Below are 19,447 nucleotides of genomic sequence, written 5' to 3' on the forward strand. Positions count from 1 at the left end.
GAAACGCCCCAGCACAGGCCGGGGCGTCTTCTTTTTGAAGGGGGCTTAGCGGCTCACCGCCCCGCTCACCCGAGGCTCCAGCGCGTACAGCGCCACCACCGCGACGAGGGTGCCCACCCAGCCGGGGGCCGAGCCGAGGTCGAGTTCGAAGGTGCGGCCCAGGACCGTGCTGCCGAGCTGCCCGCTGAGCTTCTCGCCCTGCTGCTGCGCGACGATGTTCCAGCCCACGATGGGCTCGCCCAGAAAGCCGGTCACCCGGTCCACGCCACGCAGCACCAGCTTCTGGCCGCCGACGTTGCCGCGCAGCTCGCCTTCTTCCAGCTCGATGCGCACGCTCTCGCCGCCGACGGTGCCCTGCACGCCGCGTTCGGTGATTTCGAGGTTGATGTCCTTGCCGTACAGCCCGCCGCCCGCGCGGCCCGAGATGCGGTCGCCGTCGATGGCGCAGCGGACGCCGAAGCCGTCCGCACCGCCGAGGCGGCCCTTGATGAGGTCTTGACTCATGCCGGGGAGTATAGCGGGAGGGAGCGCACGGCTGGTCGGTTGTGAGGTCTGGGGAAACCGGAGCAGGCCCCTCGTCCCTACGCCCCCCGCGCGACCAGCCCAACCCGCTCGAAGTAGTCCCGGCGCCGCAGCAGCGGCCCGCCCTCGCCCAGCCGCGCCCGGCCCACGTCCCAGCGCTCGAAGAGAATCCGCAGCGCTCCTCCCAGCAGCGCCGCCCCGTACCACGCGGGCGGCGGGGCCGAGAAGCGCAGCGTCTCGCCGTCCCAGGCGAGGTGGGGACACCCCTCGTCGTGGGCGGCCCAGACCATGCCGCCCCGCTCACCGAGACGTTGGGCGCGGACCCGCAGCGGCCCCTCGCGCACCTCCGCGTCGTACTGGGGGGCGGCGTAGACGTCGGCGTACAGCTCATAGAGGTGCCCCTGGAGGCGGTGGGCCTGTGCCCGCAGGCGGGCCTCCTCGCGCCCGGTCAGGGTGCCGGGAGGAGCGTCGAGCGTGCGGCGCACGTCGGCCAGTTGGTTCTCCACGGGCACCAGCCGTTGCCGGGCGGTGGGCGGAGGCGGCGGGGGCGGCGGGTCGCCCTCCAGCGTGCGGGCGGGGTCGGCGTACTCGCGCGAGCCCCAGCCCTGCGGCTCTCGCAGGGTGCCGTCCTCGATCACCCACAGGCGGTTGGCGACCTCGCGGGCGAAGCGGCGGTCGTGGGTCACGATGACCACCGCGCCGCCGTAGGCGTGAACGGCCCCCTCCAGCGCCTGCAACGCCTCCACGTCGAGGTGGTTGGTGGGTTCGTCCAGCAGCAGCAGGTCGGAGCGCAGCGCACTCACGAGCGCGAGGCCCGCCCGTGCCCGCTCGCCGCCGGAGAGGACCTCGGGGGGCTTGGGCCAGTCCTCCGCCGTGAATCCGGCGCGGCCCAGCAGCGCGTTCGCCCGTGCCCCGAAGCGGCGCTCGAACTGTGCCCGCAGCCCCTCGCCGGGGGTCAGGCCGTGCCAGGTCTGGTCGAGGGAGGCGACCGTGACGCCGTTGCCGACGCGCAAGACCGGCTCGGGGGAACCGGGGTCGGGATGCAGTTCTCCCGCCAGCAGACGCATCAGCGTGGTCTTGCCTGTCCCGTTGGCGCCCATCAGCGCCACTCGGTCGCCCTGCCGCAGCTTGAAGGCCACGTCCCGCAGCACCTCGCGCTCACCGTAGTGTTTGGAAAGGTGCTCGCCCCAGGCCACCAGCGGCGCCCGCGCCGTGCCTGCCAGCAGGCGCATCCGAATCTGGCGCTCGGGGAGGGGGGCCTCGGTCACGGGGACGCGCCCCGCCCGCGTCTTCAGGGCGCGGGAACGGCGGCCCCAGTCGTCCAGGCGCTCGGCGCTCCCGCTCAGGCGGGCAGCCTCCTGCTGGCCCAGCCGGGCGGCCCTAGTCTGGGTGCGGCGTTCCAGTTCGCGCTGCTCGCGGGCGCGGGAGTAGCCGCCGGGATACTCGCGGGCCTCGCCGCCCTCCAGCCACAGGCTGCGGGTCGCGGCGGCGTCCAGAAAATCGCGGTCGTGGCTGGTGAGAATCACCCCGCCCCGGAAGTCGCGCAGCCAACCTTCCAGCCACTCTCGCATCCGGATGTCGAGGTGGTTGGTGGGCTCGTCGAGCAGCAGCAGGTCGGGTTCCTGCGCGAGCGCGAGCGCCAGTGCCAGCCGGGTCCGCTCGCCGCCCGAGAGCGTGGCCGCCTCCCGGTTCAGGAAGCGGGTGAGGTCCAGCATCCCCAGCACCCGCGCGGCGCGGGCGGGCCAGCGGTAAGCGTCGGCGTCCTCCAGCCGGGCGTGCAGGGCCGACCACGCGGCGAGGGTGCTGGGGTCCCCCAGGTTCGCCTCCAGCGCGAGCAGCTCGGTTTCCAGCGCCCGGTAGGGGTGGGCCGCGTCCACGAGGTCGCGCACCGTCAGGCCCGGCAGGTGAACGTGGTGCTGCGCCAGCACCGCCATTCGCAGCCCCTCGCGCCGCCAGAGGGTGCCTTCCTCGGGCAAGACCTCCCCCGTCAGCACCCGCAGCAGCGTGGTCTTCCCCGCCCCGTTGCGCCCCAGCAGGGCGAGGCGGTCTTGCGGGGAGACCGTCAGCGACACTTCCCGCAGCACCGCCCGTTCCCCGAAGGTGACGGTGAGCGAATCGGCGGTCAGCAGCGGCGGCACGGGAGGGAGGCTAGCAGAGCTGTCCCGGCCCACCTGTCATGCGGGCTTCAGAACGGTCAGTGCCCCCACCGGGCACGCCCCGCTATCATCCCCCGGTGTTCGCCCCCGCCCCCACCCCCGCCTGGGTCGTCGCCGCCCTCTACCAGTTCCGTCCGCTGGAGGACCCCGCCCGGCTGCGGGACGACCTCCGGCAGCTCGCCTCCCGCCTGGGGCTGTGCGGCACCCTGATCGTCGCGCCGGAGGGGATCAACGGCACGGTGGCCGGGTCGCGGGAGGGCATCGACGAGTTGCACGCCTTCCTGCGGGCGGCAGGCTTCGACCGCATGGAGTACAAGGAGTCCGCGAGCGAGGAACAACCCTTCCGGCGGCTGAAGGTGCGGCTCAAGCGCGAGATCGTGACGATGGGCGTGCCCGTGCAGCCGCCCTTGCAGGTCGGGCACTACGTCACCCCGGCCGAGTGGAACGCGCTGCTGGACGACCCCGACGTGCTGGTGATCGACACCCGCAACCGCTACGAGGTGGAGGCCGGGACCTTCCGGGGGGCCGTGAGTCCGGAGCTGGACTCCTTCCGCGAGTTCCCGGCGTGGGTGGAAGCCCACCGCGCTGACCTCGCGGGCCGCCGCGTCGCCATGTTCTGCACCGGGGGCATTCGCTGCGAGAAGTCCACCAGCCTGCTGCGGGGGCTGGGCTTTGAGGACGTGTTCCACCTTCAGGGCGGCATCCTGCGCTACCTGGAGGAGGTTCCCGAGGGGGAGAGCCGCTGGGAGGGCGAGTGCTTCGTGTTCGACGGCCGCGTGACGGTGGGGCATGGCCTGACCCCCGGCACCGCGCAGATGTGCCACTCCTGCGGCTGGCCCCTGACGCCGGAAGACACCGCCCATCCGCACTACGAACCCGGCGTGAGCTGCGGCCACTGCTTTGGGGCCACGACTCCGGCGCAGAAGGCCGCTTTCCGCGAGCGCCAGCGCCAGTACGACGCGGCGGGGCAGGCCTGACCCCAAACCAAAAACACCCCGGCGCGGGGCCGGGGTACTGGTGAGGGCGTGGCTTATTCCTGGGTCTGTTCGGGCTGGCTGCCCTGTTCGGCGTCCACCGTCTTCGGGGCGCTGAGCGGTTGCCCACCCGTGCGAATCTGGATGGAGCGCTTCTGGGCGGCTTCCGAGCGGGGCACATGCACGGTCAGGGTGCCGTGGTCGAAGCTGGCCTCGACCTTGGTCAGGTCGTACTTGGCGGGCACGCTGAAGGTCCGGACGAAGGTGCCGTAGGCCCGCTCGACGCGGTGGGCGGTGCGGCCCTCCTTGCGGTCGTAGCGGCGCTGGCCCTGCACGGTCAGCGTGTTGTTCTCGGCCTCGATCTGAATGTCGCCAGGCTGCACGCCGGGCAGGTCGAGCGTCAGTTCGAGGCCCTGCTCGTCCTCGTGGATGTCGATGGGCGGGGCGAGGCGGGCGGCCTGGCCGTTCATGGCGCCGCCGAACGCGCGGTCCATACGCTGGGTCAGTTCTTCGATTTCGCGGAAGGGATCAAATCGCATCATCTTGAAACCTCCTGATGGGGAAGCGCGGGGTCGTGGCCTGCACCTCGCGCTCAACTGGCCAGAGTGTAAAACCTGAGCACAGTCATGTCAAGTTTAGTGCGCCTTAAAGTGTATGGGCGAACTTGCCTTTCGCCAGGGCGACGGGGCGGTGTACACTCCCGCAGGCGCAGACCACCCTGGTTCGCGCTGTCCCCACCCCTCTTCGGCGGTCCCGTGAGGCCGCACCCGCCCCGTGAGGCAGGAGAAGGAGTCCCATGCACCCCACCCCGATGAGCCGACCGCCTGTGCCGGACGGCGTTTTTTTTATGCCCCGCCGGAGCCACCTGTGACGCCCAAGGCGACCATCCTCAGCTCGGACGAGGTGCGCCGGGCGCTAACCCGCATCGCGCACGAGATCGTGGAGCGCAACAAGGGGGCCGAGAACCTCGCCCTGATCGGCATCCACACGCGCGGCATTCCCCTGGCGGCGCGGCTGGCCCGCAAGCTGGAGGACCTGGAGGGCGTATCCATCCCGACCGGGATGCTCGACATCACCCTCTACCGCGACGACCTCTCCGAAGTCGCGCACCAGCCCATCATCCGCGAGACGCAGGTGCCCTTCGACCTCGCCCGGCGGCGGGTGGTGCTGGTGGACGACGTGCTGTACACCGGGCGCACGGTACGCTCGGCGCTCGACGCGCTGATCGACCTCGGACGGCCCGAGGGCATCCAGCTCGCCGTGCTGGTGGACCGGGGGCACCGCGAACTGCCCATCCGCGCCGACTACGTGGGGAAGAACCTGCCCACCGCCCGCAGCGAGATGGTCAAGGTGAAGCTGGCGGAAACGGACGGCGTGGATGTCGTCGAACTCCACGACATGCCCGAGGAGCGCCTGTGACCGCCCCCACAGCGGCGGGCACGCGCCCCCGGCACCTCCTCGACTTCGCGGACTGGACGCCCGAGCGCCTGACGGCCCTGCTGGACAACGCCGACACCATGAGCCAGGTGCTCGACCGCCCGGTGCGCAAGGTCCCGGCGCTGCAAGGGCTGACGGTCTGCACGGCCTTTTTCGAGAACAGCACCCGCACCCGCGTGAGCTTCGAACTCGCCGCCCGGCGCATGAGTGCCGACGTGGTGAGCTTCGCAGCGGGCACGAGCAGCCTGAACAAGGGCGAGTCGCTGCGCGACACGGTCGAAGTGCTGACCGCCTACAAGGTGGATGCCTACATCGTGCGGCACCCGGCGAGCGGGGCGGCGCATCTGGTGGCCCGCTACTCCGGCAAGCCCGTCATCAACGCGGGCGACGGCCGCCGGGCGCATCCCACCCAGGCGCTGCTCGACGCCTACACCATCCGGCAGGAGTTCGGCTCGCTGGAGGGCAAGACGGTCGCCATTCTGGGCGACATCCGGCACTCGCGGGTGGCTCGCTCGAACGCGGAGCTGCTGCCCAAGCTGGGCGCCCGCGTGCGGCTGTGCGGCCCGGCGACGCTGCTGCCCGCTGACCTCGCCGCCCTGCCCGGCGTGACCCTGACCACCGACCCGCGCGAGGCCGTGCGGGGCGCCCACGCGGTGATGGCCCTGCGACTCCAGCAGGAGCGCATGTCGGGCGGGTACCTCGCCAGCCTCGCCGAGTACGCCGACCACTATCAGGTCAACGCCGGGCTGCTGCGGGAGGCCGAGCCCGGCGCCATCGTGCTGCACCCCGGCCCCATGAACCGCGACCTGGAAATCAGCTCGGACGTGGCCGACGGGGGGCAGAGCCGGATTCTGCGGCAGGTCGAGTACGGGCAGGCCGTGCGGATGAGCGTGCTGTACCACCTGCTGGTGGGGCGGGAGTAAGGGTAGCTCCCTCTCCCCGCGTGGGAGAGGGCCTCGCGCAGCGAGGGGTGAGGGGGCGTGTGACCAACTCGGTCAGCGGCAAGGCGACCTGCCCACCATGACCGCCGCGCCGCGGGTCGCTTGCGGTCACCCCCTCCCGGCCTCCCCCCTGAAGGGGGAGGAGCAATGAAGCAATGGACGCCTGCATTTAGGGGACTCAAATGACACAGCTCACCATCACCAACATCAAACGCCCCGGATCCGACCGGCTGGAATCCGTCGCCGTCGAGAACGGCGTGATCCAGGGCTGGAACCTTCCGCACGGGGGAGAAGTTATCGACGGCAGGGGCGGTACGGTCGCGCCTGCCTTTATCGAACCGCACGCCCACCTGCGTGAGCCGGGGCAGACGCAGAAGGAAGACCTCGCCTCGGGCCTCGCGGCGGCGGCGGCGGGCGGGTACGGCACGGTCGTCTCCATGCCCAACACGTCGCCCGTGGTGGACGATCCGGCCACCGTGCGGGCGCTGATCGAGAAGGCGGACGGCCTCGGTTTCGCCCGGCTCCGGCCCGCCGCTGCGCTGACCCGTGGGCAGAACGGCGAACACCTCGCCGAACTCGCCTACCTCAAGGAAGCGGGCGCCGTCATGTTCACCGACGACGGCCGCACGAACGAGGATGCCCGCGTGCTGCGGCTGGGGCTGGAGTACGCCCAGAGCCTCGGGATGGTCGTCAGCGTGCACGCCGAGGACGCCTCCCTGCGGGCGGGCGGCGTGATGAACGAGGGGCCAGTGTCCGAAGCCCTGGGGCTGCCCGGCAACCCGGCGGCGGCGGAAGCGGCGCGGGTGGCGCGTGACCTGGAAATCGTCGCGCAGACGGGGGCGCGGCTCCACGTCCAGCACCTCTCGACCGAGCGGGCGCTGGACCTCGTGCGGGGGGCTAAGGCGCGGGGCCTGCCCGTCACCTGCGAGGTCTGCCCCCACCACCTGCTACTGACCGACGAGGCGCTGCGGTCCTTCGACGCGATCTACAAGGTCGCCCCGCCCCTGCGGACCCAGGCCGACGCCGACGCGCTGCTGGGGGGCCTGCTCGACGGCACGGTGGATTGCCTCGCCACCGACCACGCCCCCCACACGCGGGCAGAGAAGGAACGCGACCTGCTGGAAGCTCCCTTCGGCATCGCCTACATCGAACTCGCCTTTCCACTGATGTGGACCCGCTTCGGGGAGCGGCTGGGCCTGGAGCGGCTGCTCGACCTGATGACCGTCGCCCCCGCCCGCGTGCTGGGCTGGCCCGCGCCCACGCTGGAGCCAGGCGCCCCCGCCGACCTCGTGGTGCTGGACCTAGAGACGGAGCGGGCGGTGGACCCCCGCACCTTTCTCAGCAAGGCGAAGTTCTCGCCGTGGGCGGGCGAGACGCTGCGGGGCTGGCCCACCCTGACGGTGGTGGGGGGCCGGGTCGCGTTCGGGCGGTAACGGGGCATACGAGAACGCCGGGCACTTGGAGGCCCGGCGTTCTTCTGTTCGGCTTACAGGTCGAGGGGGTCGGGGTTCTCGGACGCCCTCGAACCCTCGTCCTTGTCGTTGCGCTGGAGGGCTTCTTCGAGGCGGTCTTCCCCCACGCCGGGGTTGACCCGCTTGGTCTCGGGGAACTCTTCGCGGGCGTTGGCGTCGGTGTTGGCGAGGTCTCCGGGATCGGTCATGTCGTCTCTCCTTGGGGGGCATCCTGCCACGCGGTCCCTGGCGCCAAGCGGCGGGCTTCTTACACTGTGACCCTTTGACTAAGGCGGGCTCAACGGGCGTCCGCGCCCACGGCCTCCGTGACCGACGTGAAGCCGTCGCGCTCCAGCAGACGCGAGAGGCCCCGGTTGATACGGGCAGGGAGTCCCGGCCCCTCGTAGATCAGGGCGGTGTACACCTCGACGAGGCTGGCCCCCGCACGAATCTTCGCGTAGGCGTCCTCGGCGGTGAACACGCCCCCCACGCCCACGATGGGCACCCGGCCACGGGTCAGGCGATACGCCTCGCGCACCAGGGCCGTGCTCCGCTCGCTCAGAGGCCGCCCGCTGAGGCCCCCGGCCTGCTCGCGGTTGGGGTGGGTCAGGCCGTCCCGCGAGAGGGTCGTGTTGCTGACGATCAAGCCGTGCGCCCCGGCCTCCAGCACCGCCCCCACGCTCGCCTCGAAGTCGGCGGGGTGGAGGTCGGGGGCCAGCTTCACGAGGATGGGGGGACGGTTCAGGGTGCGGACACGGGAGGCCTCCACCTCCGCCACCACCGCCCGCACAAGGGCCGCCAGGTCGCCCGCCGCTTGCAATGCCCGCAAGCCCGGCGTGTTGGGACTGCTCACGTTGACCACGAAGGCGTCGGCCACATCCCCCAGCGCCCGCACGAGGCGGAGGTAGTCGGCCGTCGCGTCCTCGTTGGGCGTCGCCTTGTTCTTGCCGATGTTGACCCACACCGGGACCGGGCGCTCCCGCAAGGCGGCGAGGCGGCTGTGCAAAGCGTCGGCCCCAGCGTTGTTGAAGCCCATGCGGTTGATCAGCGCCCCGTCGGGCGGTAAGCGGAAGAGGCGGGGCCGCTCGTTGCCCGGCTGCGCAAGCGGCGTCACCGTGCCGACCTCCACGAAGCCGAAGCCCAAGGCGGAGAAGGCCGGGACCGCCTCCCCGTTCTTGTCCAGGCCCGCCGCCAGCCCCAACGGGGAGGGGTAGGCGTGGCCCCACAGCGTTTGCGTCAGCCGGGGATCGGCCGGAGCCGTGAGTGCCCGGACGGGAGAGGGCCACCCCGGCACCCGTGAGGCCATGCCCAGCGCCCGCAGGGTGAGGTGGTGGGCGTCCTCGGCGTCGAGGCGGAACAGGGCAGGCTGAAGCAGGCGGCGGTACATCGGGCCTCAGGATACGGGGCGGGCCAGAAAAAGGGCGCCTCCGGGGGAAGGCGCCGTACGTCTGAAGTGGGGAGGTTAGCTCCTGGCCTCGGCGTAGACCGGTTCGAGCTGCACCAGCCGGGCGTGTTCCTGCCGCTCGCTGTCCGCGATCAGGTCGGCCAGGGTGGTGGCCCCCAGCACGTCGCGCAGGGCGGTGTCCACCCGCTGCCACAGGTCCACCGTGCCGCAGACGTGCCCCCTGTCGCAGACGTGGTCCTCCTCAACGCAGGAGACGGGCGCGATGCTGCCCTCCATCGCCGTGACGACCTCGTAGGCGCTGATCTCGGGGGCGGGGCGGGCGAGGCGGTAGCCGCCGTGGGCGCCGCGCACGCTCTTGATGAATCCGGCGCGGCGCAGATTACTCGCGATCTGTTCGAGGTAATGCTGGCTGATGCCCTGGCGTTCGGCCACGTCCTTGAGCGGCACGGCCACGCCGCCTTCCCGGCGCCCGATCTCGATCAGGGCACGCAGGCCGTACTGGGCTTTGGTCGAGACCCACATGGGACAAGTGTACCCGTAAACCCGGACGCCGTGTAGGGATTTAACGACATTGAGAAGGGGTTGGGGGGAGTGGCGGAAGGCCAAAGGTTGATCCCAGTGACCTCATGCACCTCACTCCCCGCACGGCTTACCCGGAATGGAGAGCCGCAGCTCCGTCACGTCCAGCCGCAAGCGGTCACCCGCCTGAACCCGCAAATGGTGGCAGCCGGGCGGGAGGGACCGGTCCGCGAGGGTCAACGTGCCTCCCGCGTACTCCGCCCGGACCGACGACACCCCGGTGAAGGTCAGGGTGGCGGCATACCGGCCCGCGACTACATGCTGGGCGCCCCCTCTATGCCACGAGCGTTCGGCCTGGGCCGCCTTGTCCGAGGTCTGGAAAGGGACGTTGGGGATGTTGCAGGCGGCCAGCAACAAGGCGAGCGTGACCGCAGGAACTGAGCGCACACGGGTGGGAACCGTCATCGTGAACCTCCGGGGAATGGAACGTGCCCTCAGCGTAACCGGGTGGGGTCTGCCGGGACGCCGCACATCCGCAGCGATCATGTGGAAGGGCCTCCGCGCCCCCGCTCCCCTACAATCCGGCCCGTGACGGCCCTGCCTCCCCTGCCCGCCTCCCTCGCCGCCCTCTCGCCCGCCGACGTGCTGCTGCGGCTGCGGGCGGCGGGCGCACCGGGGGTCGCGCTGCTGGAATCGCTGGGGCCGGTCGTGGAGTACGGGCGCTTCTCCTTCCTGAGCGCCTGGCCCGTGCGGGTGCAGGAGGAATTGCCCGAGCGCCCCGCCGGAGACGCTCTCTTCCCCGCCTGGCTGGGAGGCCTGAAGTACGAGGCGGCGGGCGCCTTCGGGCTGGACACCCACGCCCCGGACGGGCGGGCGGGATGGTGGGGTCTGTACCCCAGCGGGCTGGTGTGGGACCGTGCGGCGGGGACGCTGGAGGCTGTGGGCGAGGCCGGGCATGTGGACTGGGCGGCGGCGCTGGCGGGGGAACCGGCGTCCCAGCCGACCCTCCAGGTGGGCACCTTCGGGGCGGACGACGTGGACTATCCGGCGGGCGTCCGCGCCGTGCAGGAGCTGATCCGGGCCGGGGAGGTCTATCAGGTCAACCTCTCGCGGGGGGTGCGGGCAACCGCCGAGGGCGATCCCCTCGCCGCCTACCTGCGGCTACGGGAGGTCAATCCCAGCCCCTTCATGGCCTTCGTGGACCTGGGGGACGAGGCGGTTGTGTCGTGCTCTCCCGAACGGCTGGTCCTGTGGGCGGGGGGCGAGGTCTCGGCCCGCCCCATTGCGGGCACCCGGCGCCGGGGCGACACGCCGGAGGAGGACGCGGCGCTGGAGCGCGAACTCCGGGGCGACCCCAAGGAGACCGCCGAGCACACCATGCTGGTGGACCTCGTGCGGCACGACCTGGGGCGGGTGGCCGCGCCCGGCACGGTGACGGTGCCCGACTTCGGGCTGGTGGAGCGCTACAGCCACGTGATGCACCTCGTCTCGGAGGTGCGGGCGCGCGCGCGGGAAGGGCTGACCGTGCGTGAGCTGCTCGCCGCCACCTTTCCCGGCGGCACGATCACGGGTGCTCCCAAAACCCGGGTGATGACCGCCATCCGCGACCTCGAACCCGGCGCACGCGGGTGGTACACCGGGGGCGTGGGCATCGTGAGCGGGGGGCGGGTGGACGTGAACATCTTGATTCGGACGGCGGGATTTACGCGCACGGGTCAGGGCTGGACCGTCACCGTTCGCGCGGGCGGCGGCACCGTCATTGACGCCGACCCCCGGCGGGAGGCGCAGGAGACGGTCCACAAGGCGCAGGCCCTTCTCGCGGTCCTCGCGGGGCAGCCGGGGCGTCCGCCGCAGCCGCCCGCCCCCCGGTGCCGGGGCGTCCCTGGGCGCCGCCGCGTGCGGAGACCCGCACGGGCCTGCGGGTGCTGGTGCTCGACAACCGCGATTCGTTCACCCTCAACCTCGTCCACGACCTGCTCGCGCTGGGGGCCAGGGTGGACCTGCGGACCCAGGACGAGAGCGCCGACGCGCTGCTGGCCTCCCGCCCCGAGGCCGTCCTCGTGGGACCGGGGCCGGGCACCCCCGCCACGAGCGGCCCCACGCTGGAGCTGACGCGCCGCTGTCTGGAGGGGGGCGTGCCGCTGCTGGGCGTCTGCCTGGGGCATCAGGCGCTGGGCGAGGTGCTGGGGGGCCGGGTGGAACGCGCCGCCCCGGTCCATGGTCGTCCGGCGGCGGTGCGGCATGCGGGAACAGGTCTCTTCGCCGGGGTGGCGGACGGCGCCCCTTTCGGCCGTTATCACTCGCTGGTGGTGCGTGGCCTGCCGGGCGAGCTGGTCACCGCCCGCAGCGAGGACGGGGAGGTGATGGCGCTGGAGGTGCCGGGCCGCCCCGCGTGGGGGGTGCAGTTTCACCCCGAAAGCGTGCTGAGTCCGGCAGGGCGGGTGCTGCTGGGCAACTGGCTGCGGCTGAGCCGCGAGGCGCGGGGGTGAAGCCGCTTCCGCCGGGCGTGCAGGCTCCCGCCTGGTTGCTGGGCGAGACGGCCTTCACGACGGTGCGGACGTGGAACGGGGCGGCGCTGCTGTGGCCGCACCACCTCGCCCGGCTGCGAGGCACCTGCGCGTGGCTGGGCCTCCCCGCCCCGGAGGAGGAATGGCCCCAACTGGACACGGCGGGGTGGGGTCTGCTGCGCGTCACTGTGACGGCAGAGGGCACCTTCTGGTCGCAGCGACCGCTGGCCCCGGGGCCGAGGCCGGAGGGAGGGGTCGCCGTGCGCCTCACCGCCATGCAGGTCCACCCGCACCTCGCCGCGCACAAGACGGGCAATTACCTGCCCTACCTGCTCGCGGGCCGGGCGGCCACGGAGGCCGGGGCCTTCGAAGGCTGGCTGACGGACGGGGCCGGACACGTCGTGGATGGAAGCCGCACCTCGCCGCTGCTGGAACTGGGAGGGCGGCTGGTCATGCCCTCGGGCGGGCTGCCGGGGGTCACGCGAGCGGCGTTTCTGGAGGGGCAGGCGGTCGAACCTCGGCCCGTCGCTACGGCCGAAGTGGCCCACGTCACCCGCGCCTGGGTGTGCGGCAGCGGGGTGGGGGTGGTCCCGGTGTGCCGGATCGTGGGCGAGGGCTGGGACATCAACCTCCCCGCCGGGTGGCCCGCGGTGACCGACCGGGCGCTGGTGTGGCCAGAAGCGGAAGCACGTCCCTGACGCTGTTCGGACGCTGCCAAACAATGGAGGAGCGGCGAGGTCTCCCCCGCCGCTCCTGTCCCGCCTCCCGGCTTTAGCGCCCGTCTTGTCCCTCGCGCTCGCTCTGAAGGCGGCCGCCGCCCACCGCGTCTTCGAGGCGCAGGGCACCGTGGCGGCGCATCAGGCTGAGGGCCTCGTCGGCGCGGCGGCCGTCGGGATCGCGGGCGATCACGAGGACGTGGCCGTCGCCCAGCGCCTGCTGGAAGCGCTCGGCCTCGGGGGCAGGCACGCCCATGCGGCGCAGCAGCTTGACGTAGTCGCCGTGGTCGCTGCCCGTCAGCGCCCCGAAGAGGCCACCCAGCCCCGCCCCGCCGATCACGCCGAACAGGATGGTGAGCAGGCCGCCTTCCTGATACACGCGCGTTTCGGGAATCCACAGCAGCAGCAGCCAGATGGGGACGGTGAGGGCCAGGGCCGCCAGCACGCCGCGAATCACGCCGCGAATCACGCTGGCCGACCCGCCGGGTGCCCCCGCCTCGGGGCTGACCCCGGTGGCCTGCGCGAGTTCATCTTCGGCCACCGCGTCGGTGAGGGCAAAGGCGAGGCGGTCACGGTCGAAGCCCCGGGCCTGAAGGGCGGTCAGGACGCCCTGGGCCTGCCGGGGATCACGAAAGAGGGCAACGACGCTTTCCATTCCTCCGGTTTTACCACGCTCCCGCGCCCTGCGGCGAGGGACACAGCGGCGAGGGACAGGGCGGCGAGGAACCACCGGGCCGGGCCTCCCCCGCCGGGTGGGGGGGCCAGACCCTGCGGCAGGCGGTACGTTCCGCCCAGGGGTCCTTTCCTATACTGCCCGCATGACTGGCGTGGCCGCCCTGACCCTCCCCGGTGCCGCTTTCGAGGCGCGGCTGCGCGAGGTGCTGCGTTCTCGCGTGGCCTTTATCGAGCTGATCGGGGACGACCTCGTGGCCGCCGGGGGCAAACGCGCCCGGCCCGCCGTGACGCTGCTCGCGGCCCAGGCTCTCGGCGCCCGGCCCGGCGCGGCCGAGTGGCCCCACGTGACCGACCTCGCCGTGGGCGTGGAGCTGCTGCACTCGGCCTCTCTGCTGCACGACGACCTGATCGACGACGCCGAGACCCGCCGGGGCCAGCCCGCCGCCTTCCGGCGCTTCGGAAACGTGGTTAGCGTGATGAGCGGCGACTTCATGCTCTCACGGCTGCTCACGCTGCTCGCGGGACTGCCGGGGGGCGCGGACCTGACCCGCGCCTTCGGGGACGCCGCCTCGCGCATCTGCGAGGGCGAGGTGCTGCAATTTCAGGTCGCGGCCTACGGAGACTACAGCCTGGAGGCCTACCTGGAAGTCATCGGCGGCAAGACGGCGGCCCTGCTCGCGCTGGCGGCCTGCGGTCCCGCGTGGCTGCTGGGCGCCCCAGCCGCGCAGCGCGAGGCCCTGGCGACCTTCGGCTGGGAGTATGGGCTGGCCTTCCAGATGCGCGACGACCTGCTGGACCTGACGGGCGACGAGGCGGCCCTGGGCAAGCCCGTCGGCGGCGACCTGCGCGAGGGCAAGGCCACCCTGCCGGTGCTGGACCTGCTCTCGGGTCCCCACGCCGGGGAGGTCCGCGAGGTGCTGGAGCGCCGCGCCGCCCGCTCCGGCGACGTGGGGCGGGTGCGTGACCTCGTGGAAGGTACGGGGGCCGCAGAGCGCACCCATGCCGAGATTCGCCGCCGCGCCGACCTCGCCGCCGCCGCGCTGGAGGCCCTGCCTCCCTCCGCCGCCCGCGAAGCCCTGGCCGACCTCGCCCGGCACGAGAGCCGCCGCCGGGCCTGAGCGCCCGTTTGAAAAGTCGGAGTCGCTCCCTCACTGACGCGGTGGACACGAGCTTGCTGCTCCTCGGCAAATAGCTCTGCGGGTCCCCCTCTCGGGAGACTGGCACAGCTCGCACCCCGAGAGGCTGGGACTCGTAGAACTGCAAAGCAGAGGAGAGTGGACGGCCACGCCGTTCCAGGGCGGCGACAGCGCCCCTTCACTCCTTCGGTGAGACCCTGTTTAAACACGCTCTGCGGGACCCATGCAAGAGGCCCCGGACGTTCCTGCACCTCGGGCGGTCTGGGGTCCGCTGCTGGGCAGAGGGGGAGCGGCGTCGTCCCAACCCCGTGGACGCTCTCTGTACCGGGTCCAAGTCTGTCCCCTCTCGGCCTGCCAGTTGACAGGCCAAGGGAGGATTTTCCCCACCGCTTGTCCCTCTGGAATCGCTTCCGATTTTTCCCCGTCCAGGCAGGCGGTTTTCCGAGGTTGACGCTCTCAGGTTGCCCCGATACAACGGGGGTGCCCCCGGCAAGTGGGGCGGGGCCGGAGCCGGGACGCTCAGCGCTGCGGCGCGTGTATCCTCGGGCGGACACCGGGACTATCCCCAAAGGAGCGTGATGAGGGCATCAGGACTCAACTGGCAGGGCCTCATGGAGCAACTCCAGGAGGCTTTGCCCCACTGCGAGGTGACCGACCAGTCGCTCGCGTATTTCAAGTATCCCCGGCGCACCGTCGCCGTGAACCTGCCCGTGCGGATGGACGACGGGCGCATTCAGGTTTTCCGGGGCTACCGCACGGTGCATTCCACCGCGCGGGGGCCAAGCATGGGCGGCGTGCGCTTCCGCGCGGGCCTGAGCGCCCACGAGTGCGAGGTGCTCGCCGCGATCATGACCCTCAAGGCGGCGGTCGCGGACCTGCCCCTCGGCGGCGCCAAGGGCGGCGTGGACGTGGACCCGCAGACCCTCAGCCCGCATGAGCTCGAGGGCCTGACCCGCCGCTACACCTCGGAACTCGTCGAGCTGATCGGACCGACCGAGGACATTCTCGCCCCCGACGTGGGCTCCGACGCGCAGACCATGGCGTGGATGCTCGACGCCTATGGCGAGAACACTGGCTCGACCCAGGGCGGCATGGTGGTAGGCAAGCCCATTCCGTTGGGCGGCTCCTACGGCAGCAAGGACGCGCGGGGCCGCTCGGCGGCGATGGTGGCCGCGCAGGTGCTCGAACACCGGGGCGAGAGCCTGCGCGGAGCGCGGGTGGCCGTCTACGGCTTCGGGGACGTGGGCCGCAAGGCCGCGCAGGTGCTGGGGGAGCGCGGCGCCCTCGTGATCGCGGTGTCCGACCAGCACGGGGCCTCCTTTGCCAGCGGCGGCCTCGACCTCGCGGCGCTCTCGGCGTACCGCGAGCAGCACGGCAGCGTGCGCGGCTTCACGACCGAGATCGCCCCCGACGAGGTCGTCGAACTCGACGTGGACATCCTGATGCTGGCCTACGACTACGGCTCGGTGAACGCGGGCAACGCCCACGCGGTCCGCGCCCGCTACGTCGTGGAGGCCACCAACCGGGCCGTGCTGCCCGAAGCCGAGCGCGTCTTGCGGGCGCAGGGCGTGTGCGTGCTGCCCGACCTCGTCGCCAGCATCGGCGGCGTGATCGTGAACTACCTCGAGTGGGTGCAGGACGCCAGCAACTTCTTCTGGACGCCCACCGAGGTCGAACGCGCCATCGACCTGCGGGTGAACGCGGCCCTGCGGGACGTGACCGCCTACATGCGGACCCGTGACCTCGACATGCGCACGGCGGCCTACGCGCTGGCCCTGAATCGCCTGCACGAGGCGGCGGTGATGCGCGGCGTGTACCCGTAACCCAGGGTCCAGGCGCGTCAGCCCAGTCAGCGGCCACGCGCGGCGAAGTCAGACAACGTCCCCTGCCCCCTTCCCTCCCCGGAGGCTTTCCCATGACCACCACACAGGACCCGCAGGCCCAACCGCCGCAGAATACGCAGCGCCTCGGCCAGCACACCATCCCCAGCTACCTCGATCCCAACAACATCGGCCCCTACGAGATCTTTCTGGAGCAGGTCGAGCGCGTCACGCCGTATCTCGGCAAGCTCGCCTACTGGGTCGAGACCCTCAAGCGGCCCAAGCGCATCCTGGTCGTGGACATTCCCATTCACCTCGACGACGGCACAGTCGCGCACTTCGAGGGCTACCGGGTGCAGCACAACACCTCGCGCGGCCCGGCCAAGGGCGGCATCCGCTACCACCAGGACGTGACCCTCAGTGAAGTCATGGCCCTTTCCGCCTGGATGACGGTCAAGAACGCCGCCGTGAACCTGCCCTACGGCGGGGGCAAGGGCGGCATCCGCATCGACCCCCGCAAGTACTCGACCGGGGAACTCGAGCGCCTGACCCGGCGCTACACCACCGAGATCGGCCTGATCATCGGGCCGGACAAGGACATCCCCGCGCCCGACGTGAACACCGGGCCGCAGACGATGGCCTGGATGATGGACACCTACTCCATGAACGTGGGCCGCACCGCGACCGGCGTGGTGACGGGCAAGCCCGTGACCCTGGGCGGGTCGCTGGGCCGCGCCGACGCGACCGGCCGGGGCGTGTTCGTGACCGGCGCCGAGGCGATGAAGAAGCTCGGGATGCCGATGGAAGGTGCGCGGGTCGCCGTGCAGGGCTTCGGCAACGTGGGCGAGGCCGCCTCGCGCATCTTCCACGGGCACGGGGCCAAGATCGTCGCCATTCAGGACGTGACCGGGACCATCCACAGCGCGGCGGGCATTGACCCGGCGGCGGCGCTGGCCCACCTGCGGCAGACAGGCAAGATCACCGGGCTGCCCGGCACCGAGGAAATTACCCGTGACGAGTTCTGGGGCGTGGACTGCGACGTGCTCGTGCCCGCCGCGCTGGAAAAGCAGATCACGCTGGAAAACGCCGACCGCATCAAGGCCCGCCTGATCGTGGAGGGCGCCAACGGCCCCACCATCCCCGCCGCCGACGACCTGCTGGCCGAGCGCGGCGTCACGGTGGTCCCCGACGTGCTGGCCAACGCGGGCGGCGTGACGGTGTCCTACTTCGAGTGGGTGCAGGACTTTTCAAGCTTCTTCTGGACCGAGGAGGAGATCAACGGCCGCCTCGACCGCATCATGTCGGAAGCCTTCCTGAGCCTCTGGGACGTCAAGGAGCGCCACGGGGTGACCCTGCGCACCGCCGTGTACATCGTGGCCTGCACGCGGGTGCTGGAAGCGCGGGCGCTGCGGGGGCTGTACCCGTAAGGGCCGCCCGCCACCTCCTCTTCCGAGAAAGCCTCAGCCCCGCGCTGGGGCTTTTTCTGCTGTTGGCTGAAAGCTGGAGGCTGACCGCTATGCTTGCCCCATGACCGACCCCCTGCGCGGCTGGCAGCCTGCTCCTCCCGGCTTCAAACACGTCGTGAGCGTGTCGCTGGGCAACTCCTCGCGCAATGCCCGCGAAGAACTCACGGTGCTGGGCCAGCCCTTCGTGCTGGAGCGGCTCGGCACCGACGGAGACGCGAACAAGGCCGCCGAACTCTTCGCCGCGCTCGACGGGCGGGTGGACGCCTTCGGGCTGGGAGGGGCCGACCTGTACGTGATCGCAGGCGGACGGCGCTACACCTTCAGCAATGTGCGCAGGCTCGTGTCGCATGCCCGGATCACGCCCGTGCTGGACGGCAGCGGCCTGAAAAACACCCTGGAGCGCGACGCCATCGCGCAGCTTGACCCGGTGGTGGGGTGGCGCGGGCAGCGGGTGCTGATGGTCAGCGCGGTGGACCGCTTCGGGATGGCGGAGGCGCTGGCGGGGGCCGGGGCGGACGTGGTATACGGCGACCTCGTGTTCGGGCTGAACCTCAACGTGCCGCTGCGCTCCATCGGGGCCTTGCGACGGGTGGCGCGGCTGGCGCTTCCGGCGCTGACCCGGCTGCCGCAGGACTGGTTCTACCCCACGGGCGAGAAGCAGAACACCAGCGTGCAGGGCCAGGGCACCCGCTACTACGCCTGGGCCGACGTGATCGCCGGAGACACCCACTACGCCAAGCGCTACGCCCCACGTGACCTGCGGGGCAAGACCATTCTGACCCAGACCATCACGGAAGCCGACCGCGCCTGGATGGAGGAACGCGGCGTGGCCCGCCTGATCACGACCACCCCGCGCATCGGCAAACGCAACTTCGCGACCAACGTGCTGGAAGCCTTTTTCGTGGCCCTGAGCGGCAAGCGCGAGGCGCTGAGCGAGGCCGAATACCTGCGCTTTGTCCGGGAGGTGGGCTTCCGGCCCGAGGTGACCGCACTGGGGTGAGCCAGCAGGCCGCGCCGCGCCCCGGAGCGTGAGGCCCCCTCAACCTCACCCTCAGATGCCGGGGCACGCCACTGCCTACGCTGGGGGTCAAGGACGTGACCCATGACCCAGCGAGACCCCCGGCTTGACCTGATTCCCGACCAGCGCACCCGCGTAAGCGTGGCGACCTACCCCACCTACGGGGAGGCGCAGCGGGCGGTGGACTACCTCAGCGACCAGAAGTTTCCGGTCGAGCGCACCGCCATCGTGGGCGAGGGCCTGAAGATGGTCGAGCAGGTCACCGGGCGGCTCGACTGGGGCCGGGCGGCGGGGCTGGGGTTCGGGCAGGGCATCTTCATCGGCCTGTTCGTGGGCCTGCTGTTCGGATTGCTGGGGCTGGGCGGCGGCAACCTGCTGTTCGCGGTCGGGTACGGCATCTTCATGGGCGGCGTCACCGGACTGCTGTGGGGCGTGGTGGGCTACGCCCTGAGCGGCGGGCGGCGCGACTTCACCTCCGCCTCGGGCATGAGGGCGGACCACTACGTCCTGCTGGCCGACCCGGAGGTCGCCGAGCAGGCCCGCACCCTGCTGTCGGCCATGCCCGCCCGTTAGAGCCTTGAACAGACAGAAGGACGGCCCCCGGAGAACGGCGCCCCAGGGGCCTGCCCCAACGCCCAAGGCTCTCCTTGAATGCACTCGCGCTGCTGCGCCGCTCAGAAAGTCCGCTCGGCCAACGCATGCGG

18 protein-coding genes and 1 pseudogene are annotated in these 19,447 nt (G+C 71.6%); 11 read left to right on the forward strand and 8 right to left on the reverse strand.

What is annotated here, in order from left to right; translation table 11 throughout:
- Positions 1 to 45: 45 nt before the first annotated feature.
- Positions 46 to 504, reverse strand: coding sequence for a hypothetical protein (locus tag C3K08_RS08765; protein WP_104990963.1), 459 nt, complete (start codon positions 502 to 504; stop codon positions 46 to 48).
- A 77-nt stretch (positions 505 to 581) separates the two neighbouring features.
- Positions 582 to 2,660, reverse strand: a complete 2,079-nt coding sequence (locus C3K08_RS08770) for an ABC-F family ATP-binding cassette domain-containing protein (protein ID WP_104990964.1) — start codon at positions 2,658 to 2,660, stop codon at positions 582 to 584.
- 95 nt (positions 2,661 to 2,755) lie between these two features.
- Between C3K08_RS08770 and C3K08_RS08775 the strand changes: the two genes are divergently transcribed.
- Positions 2,756 to 3,655 (forward strand): rhodanese-related sulfurtransferase, encoded by a 900-nt coding sequence (locus C3K08_RS08775; protein ID WP_234009029.1) that lies wholly within the window; start codon positions 2,756 to 2,758, stop codon positions 3,653 to 3,655.
- Positions 3,656 to 3,708: 53 nt separating this feature from the next.
- Here the strand turns inward: C3K08_RS08775 and C3K08_RS08780 are convergent, their stop codons facing one another.
- Complete coding sequence (locus C3K08_RS08780) at positions 3,709 to 4,194, reverse strand: Hsp20/alpha crystallin family protein (RefSeq protein ID WP_104990966.1); 486 nt, start codon at positions 4,192 to 4,194, stop codon at positions 3,709 to 3,711.
- 325 nt (positions 4,195 to 4,519) lie between these two features.
- Here C3K08_RS08780 and pyrR point away from each other — a divergent pair, with 325 nt between their 5' ends.
- From pyrR to C3K08_RS08795, 3 genes are all read left to right on the forward strand, one after another.
- The gene (pyrR, locus tag C3K08_RS08785; protein ID WP_104990967.1) at positions 4,520 to 5,071 is read left to right on the forward strand and encodes a bifunctional pyr operon transcriptional regulator/uracil phosphoribosyltransferase PyrR; all 552 of its coding nucleotides are present in this window, start codon (positions 4,520 to 4,522) and stop codon (positions 5,069 to 5,071) included.
- On the forward strand, positions 5,068 to 6,012 hold the full coding sequence (locus tag C3K08_RS08790; RefSeq protein ID WP_104990968.1) for an aspartate carbamoyltransferase catalytic subunit: 945 nt from the start codon (positions 5,068 to 5,070) through the stop codon (positions 6,010 to 6,012). The genes pyrR and C3K08_RS08790 overlap by 4 nt, the downstream gene beginning before the upstream one ends.
- Before the next feature lie 200 nt (positions 6,013 to 6,212).
- On the forward strand, positions 6,213 to 7,463 hold the full coding sequence (locus C3K08_RS08795) for a dihydroorotase (RefSeq protein WP_104990969.1): 1,251 nt from the start codon (positions 6,213 to 6,215) through the stop codon (positions 7,461 to 7,463).
- Positions 7,464 to 7,516: 53 nt separating this feature from the next.
- On the opposite strand, the gene C3K08_RS18280 is transcribed toward C3K08_RS08795, so the two are convergent.
- The 4 genes from C3K08_RS18280 to C3K08_RS08810 all read right to left on the reverse strand — a co-directional run bounded on the left by C3K08_RS18280 (position 7,517) and on the right by C3K08_RS08810 (position 9,870).
- Positions 7,517 to 7,690, reverse strand: a complete 174-nt coding sequence (locus C3K08_RS18280) for a hypothetical protein (RefSeq protein WP_199776903.1) — start codon at positions 7,688 to 7,690, stop codon at positions 7,517 to 7,519.
- Between the two features lie 89 nt (positions 7,691 to 7,779).
- Entirely contained in the window at positions 7,780 to 8,868 is a 1,089-nt protein-coding gene (locus C3K08_RS08800; RefSeq protein WP_104990970.1) for a quinone-dependent dihydroorotate dehydrogenase, read from the reverse strand.
- Positions 8,869 to 8,943: 75 nt separating this feature from the next.
- Positions 8,944 to 9,408, reverse strand: coding sequence for an Rrf2 family transcriptional regulator (locus C3K08_RS08805; protein WP_104990971.1), 465 nt, complete (start codon positions 9,406 to 9,408; stop codon positions 8,944 to 8,946).
- A gap of 111 nt (positions 9,409 to 9,519) precedes the next feature.
- Positions 9,520 to 9,870 (reverse strand): hypothetical protein, encoded by a 351-nt coding sequence (locus C3K08_RS08810; RefSeq protein ID WP_104990972.1) that lies wholly within the window; start codon positions 9,868 to 9,870, stop codon positions 9,520 to 9,522.
- A 123-nt stretch (positions 9,871 to 9,993) separates the two neighbouring features.
- Between C3K08_RS08810 and C3K08_RS08815 the strand changes: the two are divergent.
- Both C3K08_RS08815 and C3K08_RS08820 read left to right on the forward strand, forming a co-directional pair.
- A pseudogene (locus C3K08_RS08815) lies at positions 9,994 to 11,894 on the forward strand (chorismate-binding protein).
- Positions 11,891 to 12,610 (forward strand): aminotransferase class IV, encoded by a 720-nt coding sequence (locus C3K08_RS08820; RefSeq protein ID WP_104990973.1) that lies wholly within the window; start codon positions 11,891 to 11,893, stop codon positions 12,608 to 12,610. Before C3K08_RS08815 ends, C3K08_RS08820 begins: the two are co-directional and overlap by 4 nt.
- 73 nt (positions 12,611 to 12,683) lie before the next feature.
- Here C3K08_RS08820 and C3K08_RS08825 read toward each other — a convergent pair whose 3' ends face one another.
- Positions 12,684 to 13,283, reverse strand: a complete 600-nt coding sequence (locus C3K08_RS08825; protein WP_104990974.1) for a hypothetical protein — start codon at positions 13,281 to 13,283, stop codon at positions 12,684 to 12,686.
- 163 nt (positions 13,284 to 13,446) lie between these two features.
- On the opposite strand from C3K08_RS08825, the gene C3K08_RS08830 reads away from it, so the two are divergent.
- The 5 genes from C3K08_RS08830 (at position 13,447) to C3K08_RS08850 (ending at position 19,316) form a co-directional block, all read left to right on the forward strand.
- Positions 13,447 to 14,421 (forward strand): polyprenyl synthetase family protein, encoded by a 975-nt coding sequence (locus C3K08_RS08830; protein ID WP_104990975.1) that lies wholly within the window; start codon positions 13,447 to 13,449, stop codon positions 14,419 to 14,421.
- Positions 14,422 to 15,017: 596 nt separating this feature from the next.
- Positions 15,018 to 16,262 (forward strand): Glu/Leu/Phe/Val dehydrogenase, encoded by a 1,245-nt coding sequence (locus C3K08_RS08835; RefSeq protein WP_104990976.1) that lies wholly within the window; start codon positions 15,018 to 15,020, stop codon positions 16,260 to 16,262.
- A gap of 92 nt (positions 16,263 to 16,354) precedes the next feature.
- The gene (locus tag C3K08_RS08840; RefSeq protein ID WP_104990977.1) at positions 16,355 to 17,686 is read left to right on the forward strand and encodes a Glu/Leu/Phe/Val dehydrogenase; all 1,332 of its coding nucleotides are present in this window, start codon (positions 16,355 to 16,357) and stop codon (positions 17,684 to 17,686) included.
- Between the two features lie 100 nt (positions 17,687 to 17,786).
- The gene (locus C3K08_RS08845) at positions 17,787 to 18,725 is read left to right on the forward strand and encodes a quinate 5-dehydrogenase (protein WP_199776904.1); all 939 of its coding nucleotides are present in this window, start codon (positions 17,787 to 17,789) and stop codon (positions 18,723 to 18,725) included.
- A gap of 102 nt (positions 18,726 to 18,827) precedes the next feature.
- Positions 18,828 to 19,316, forward strand: a complete 489-nt coding sequence (locus tag C3K08_RS08850; RefSeq protein ID WP_104990978.1) for a general stress protein — start codon at positions 18,828 to 18,830, stop codon at positions 19,314 to 19,316.
- Positions 19,317 to 19,447 lie beyond the last annotated feature (131 nt).

It is taken from the genome of Deinococcus sp. NW-56 (assembly GCF_002953415.1).
Classification (GTDB): Bacteria; Deinococcota; Deinococci; order Deinococcales; family Deinococcaceae; genus Deinococcus.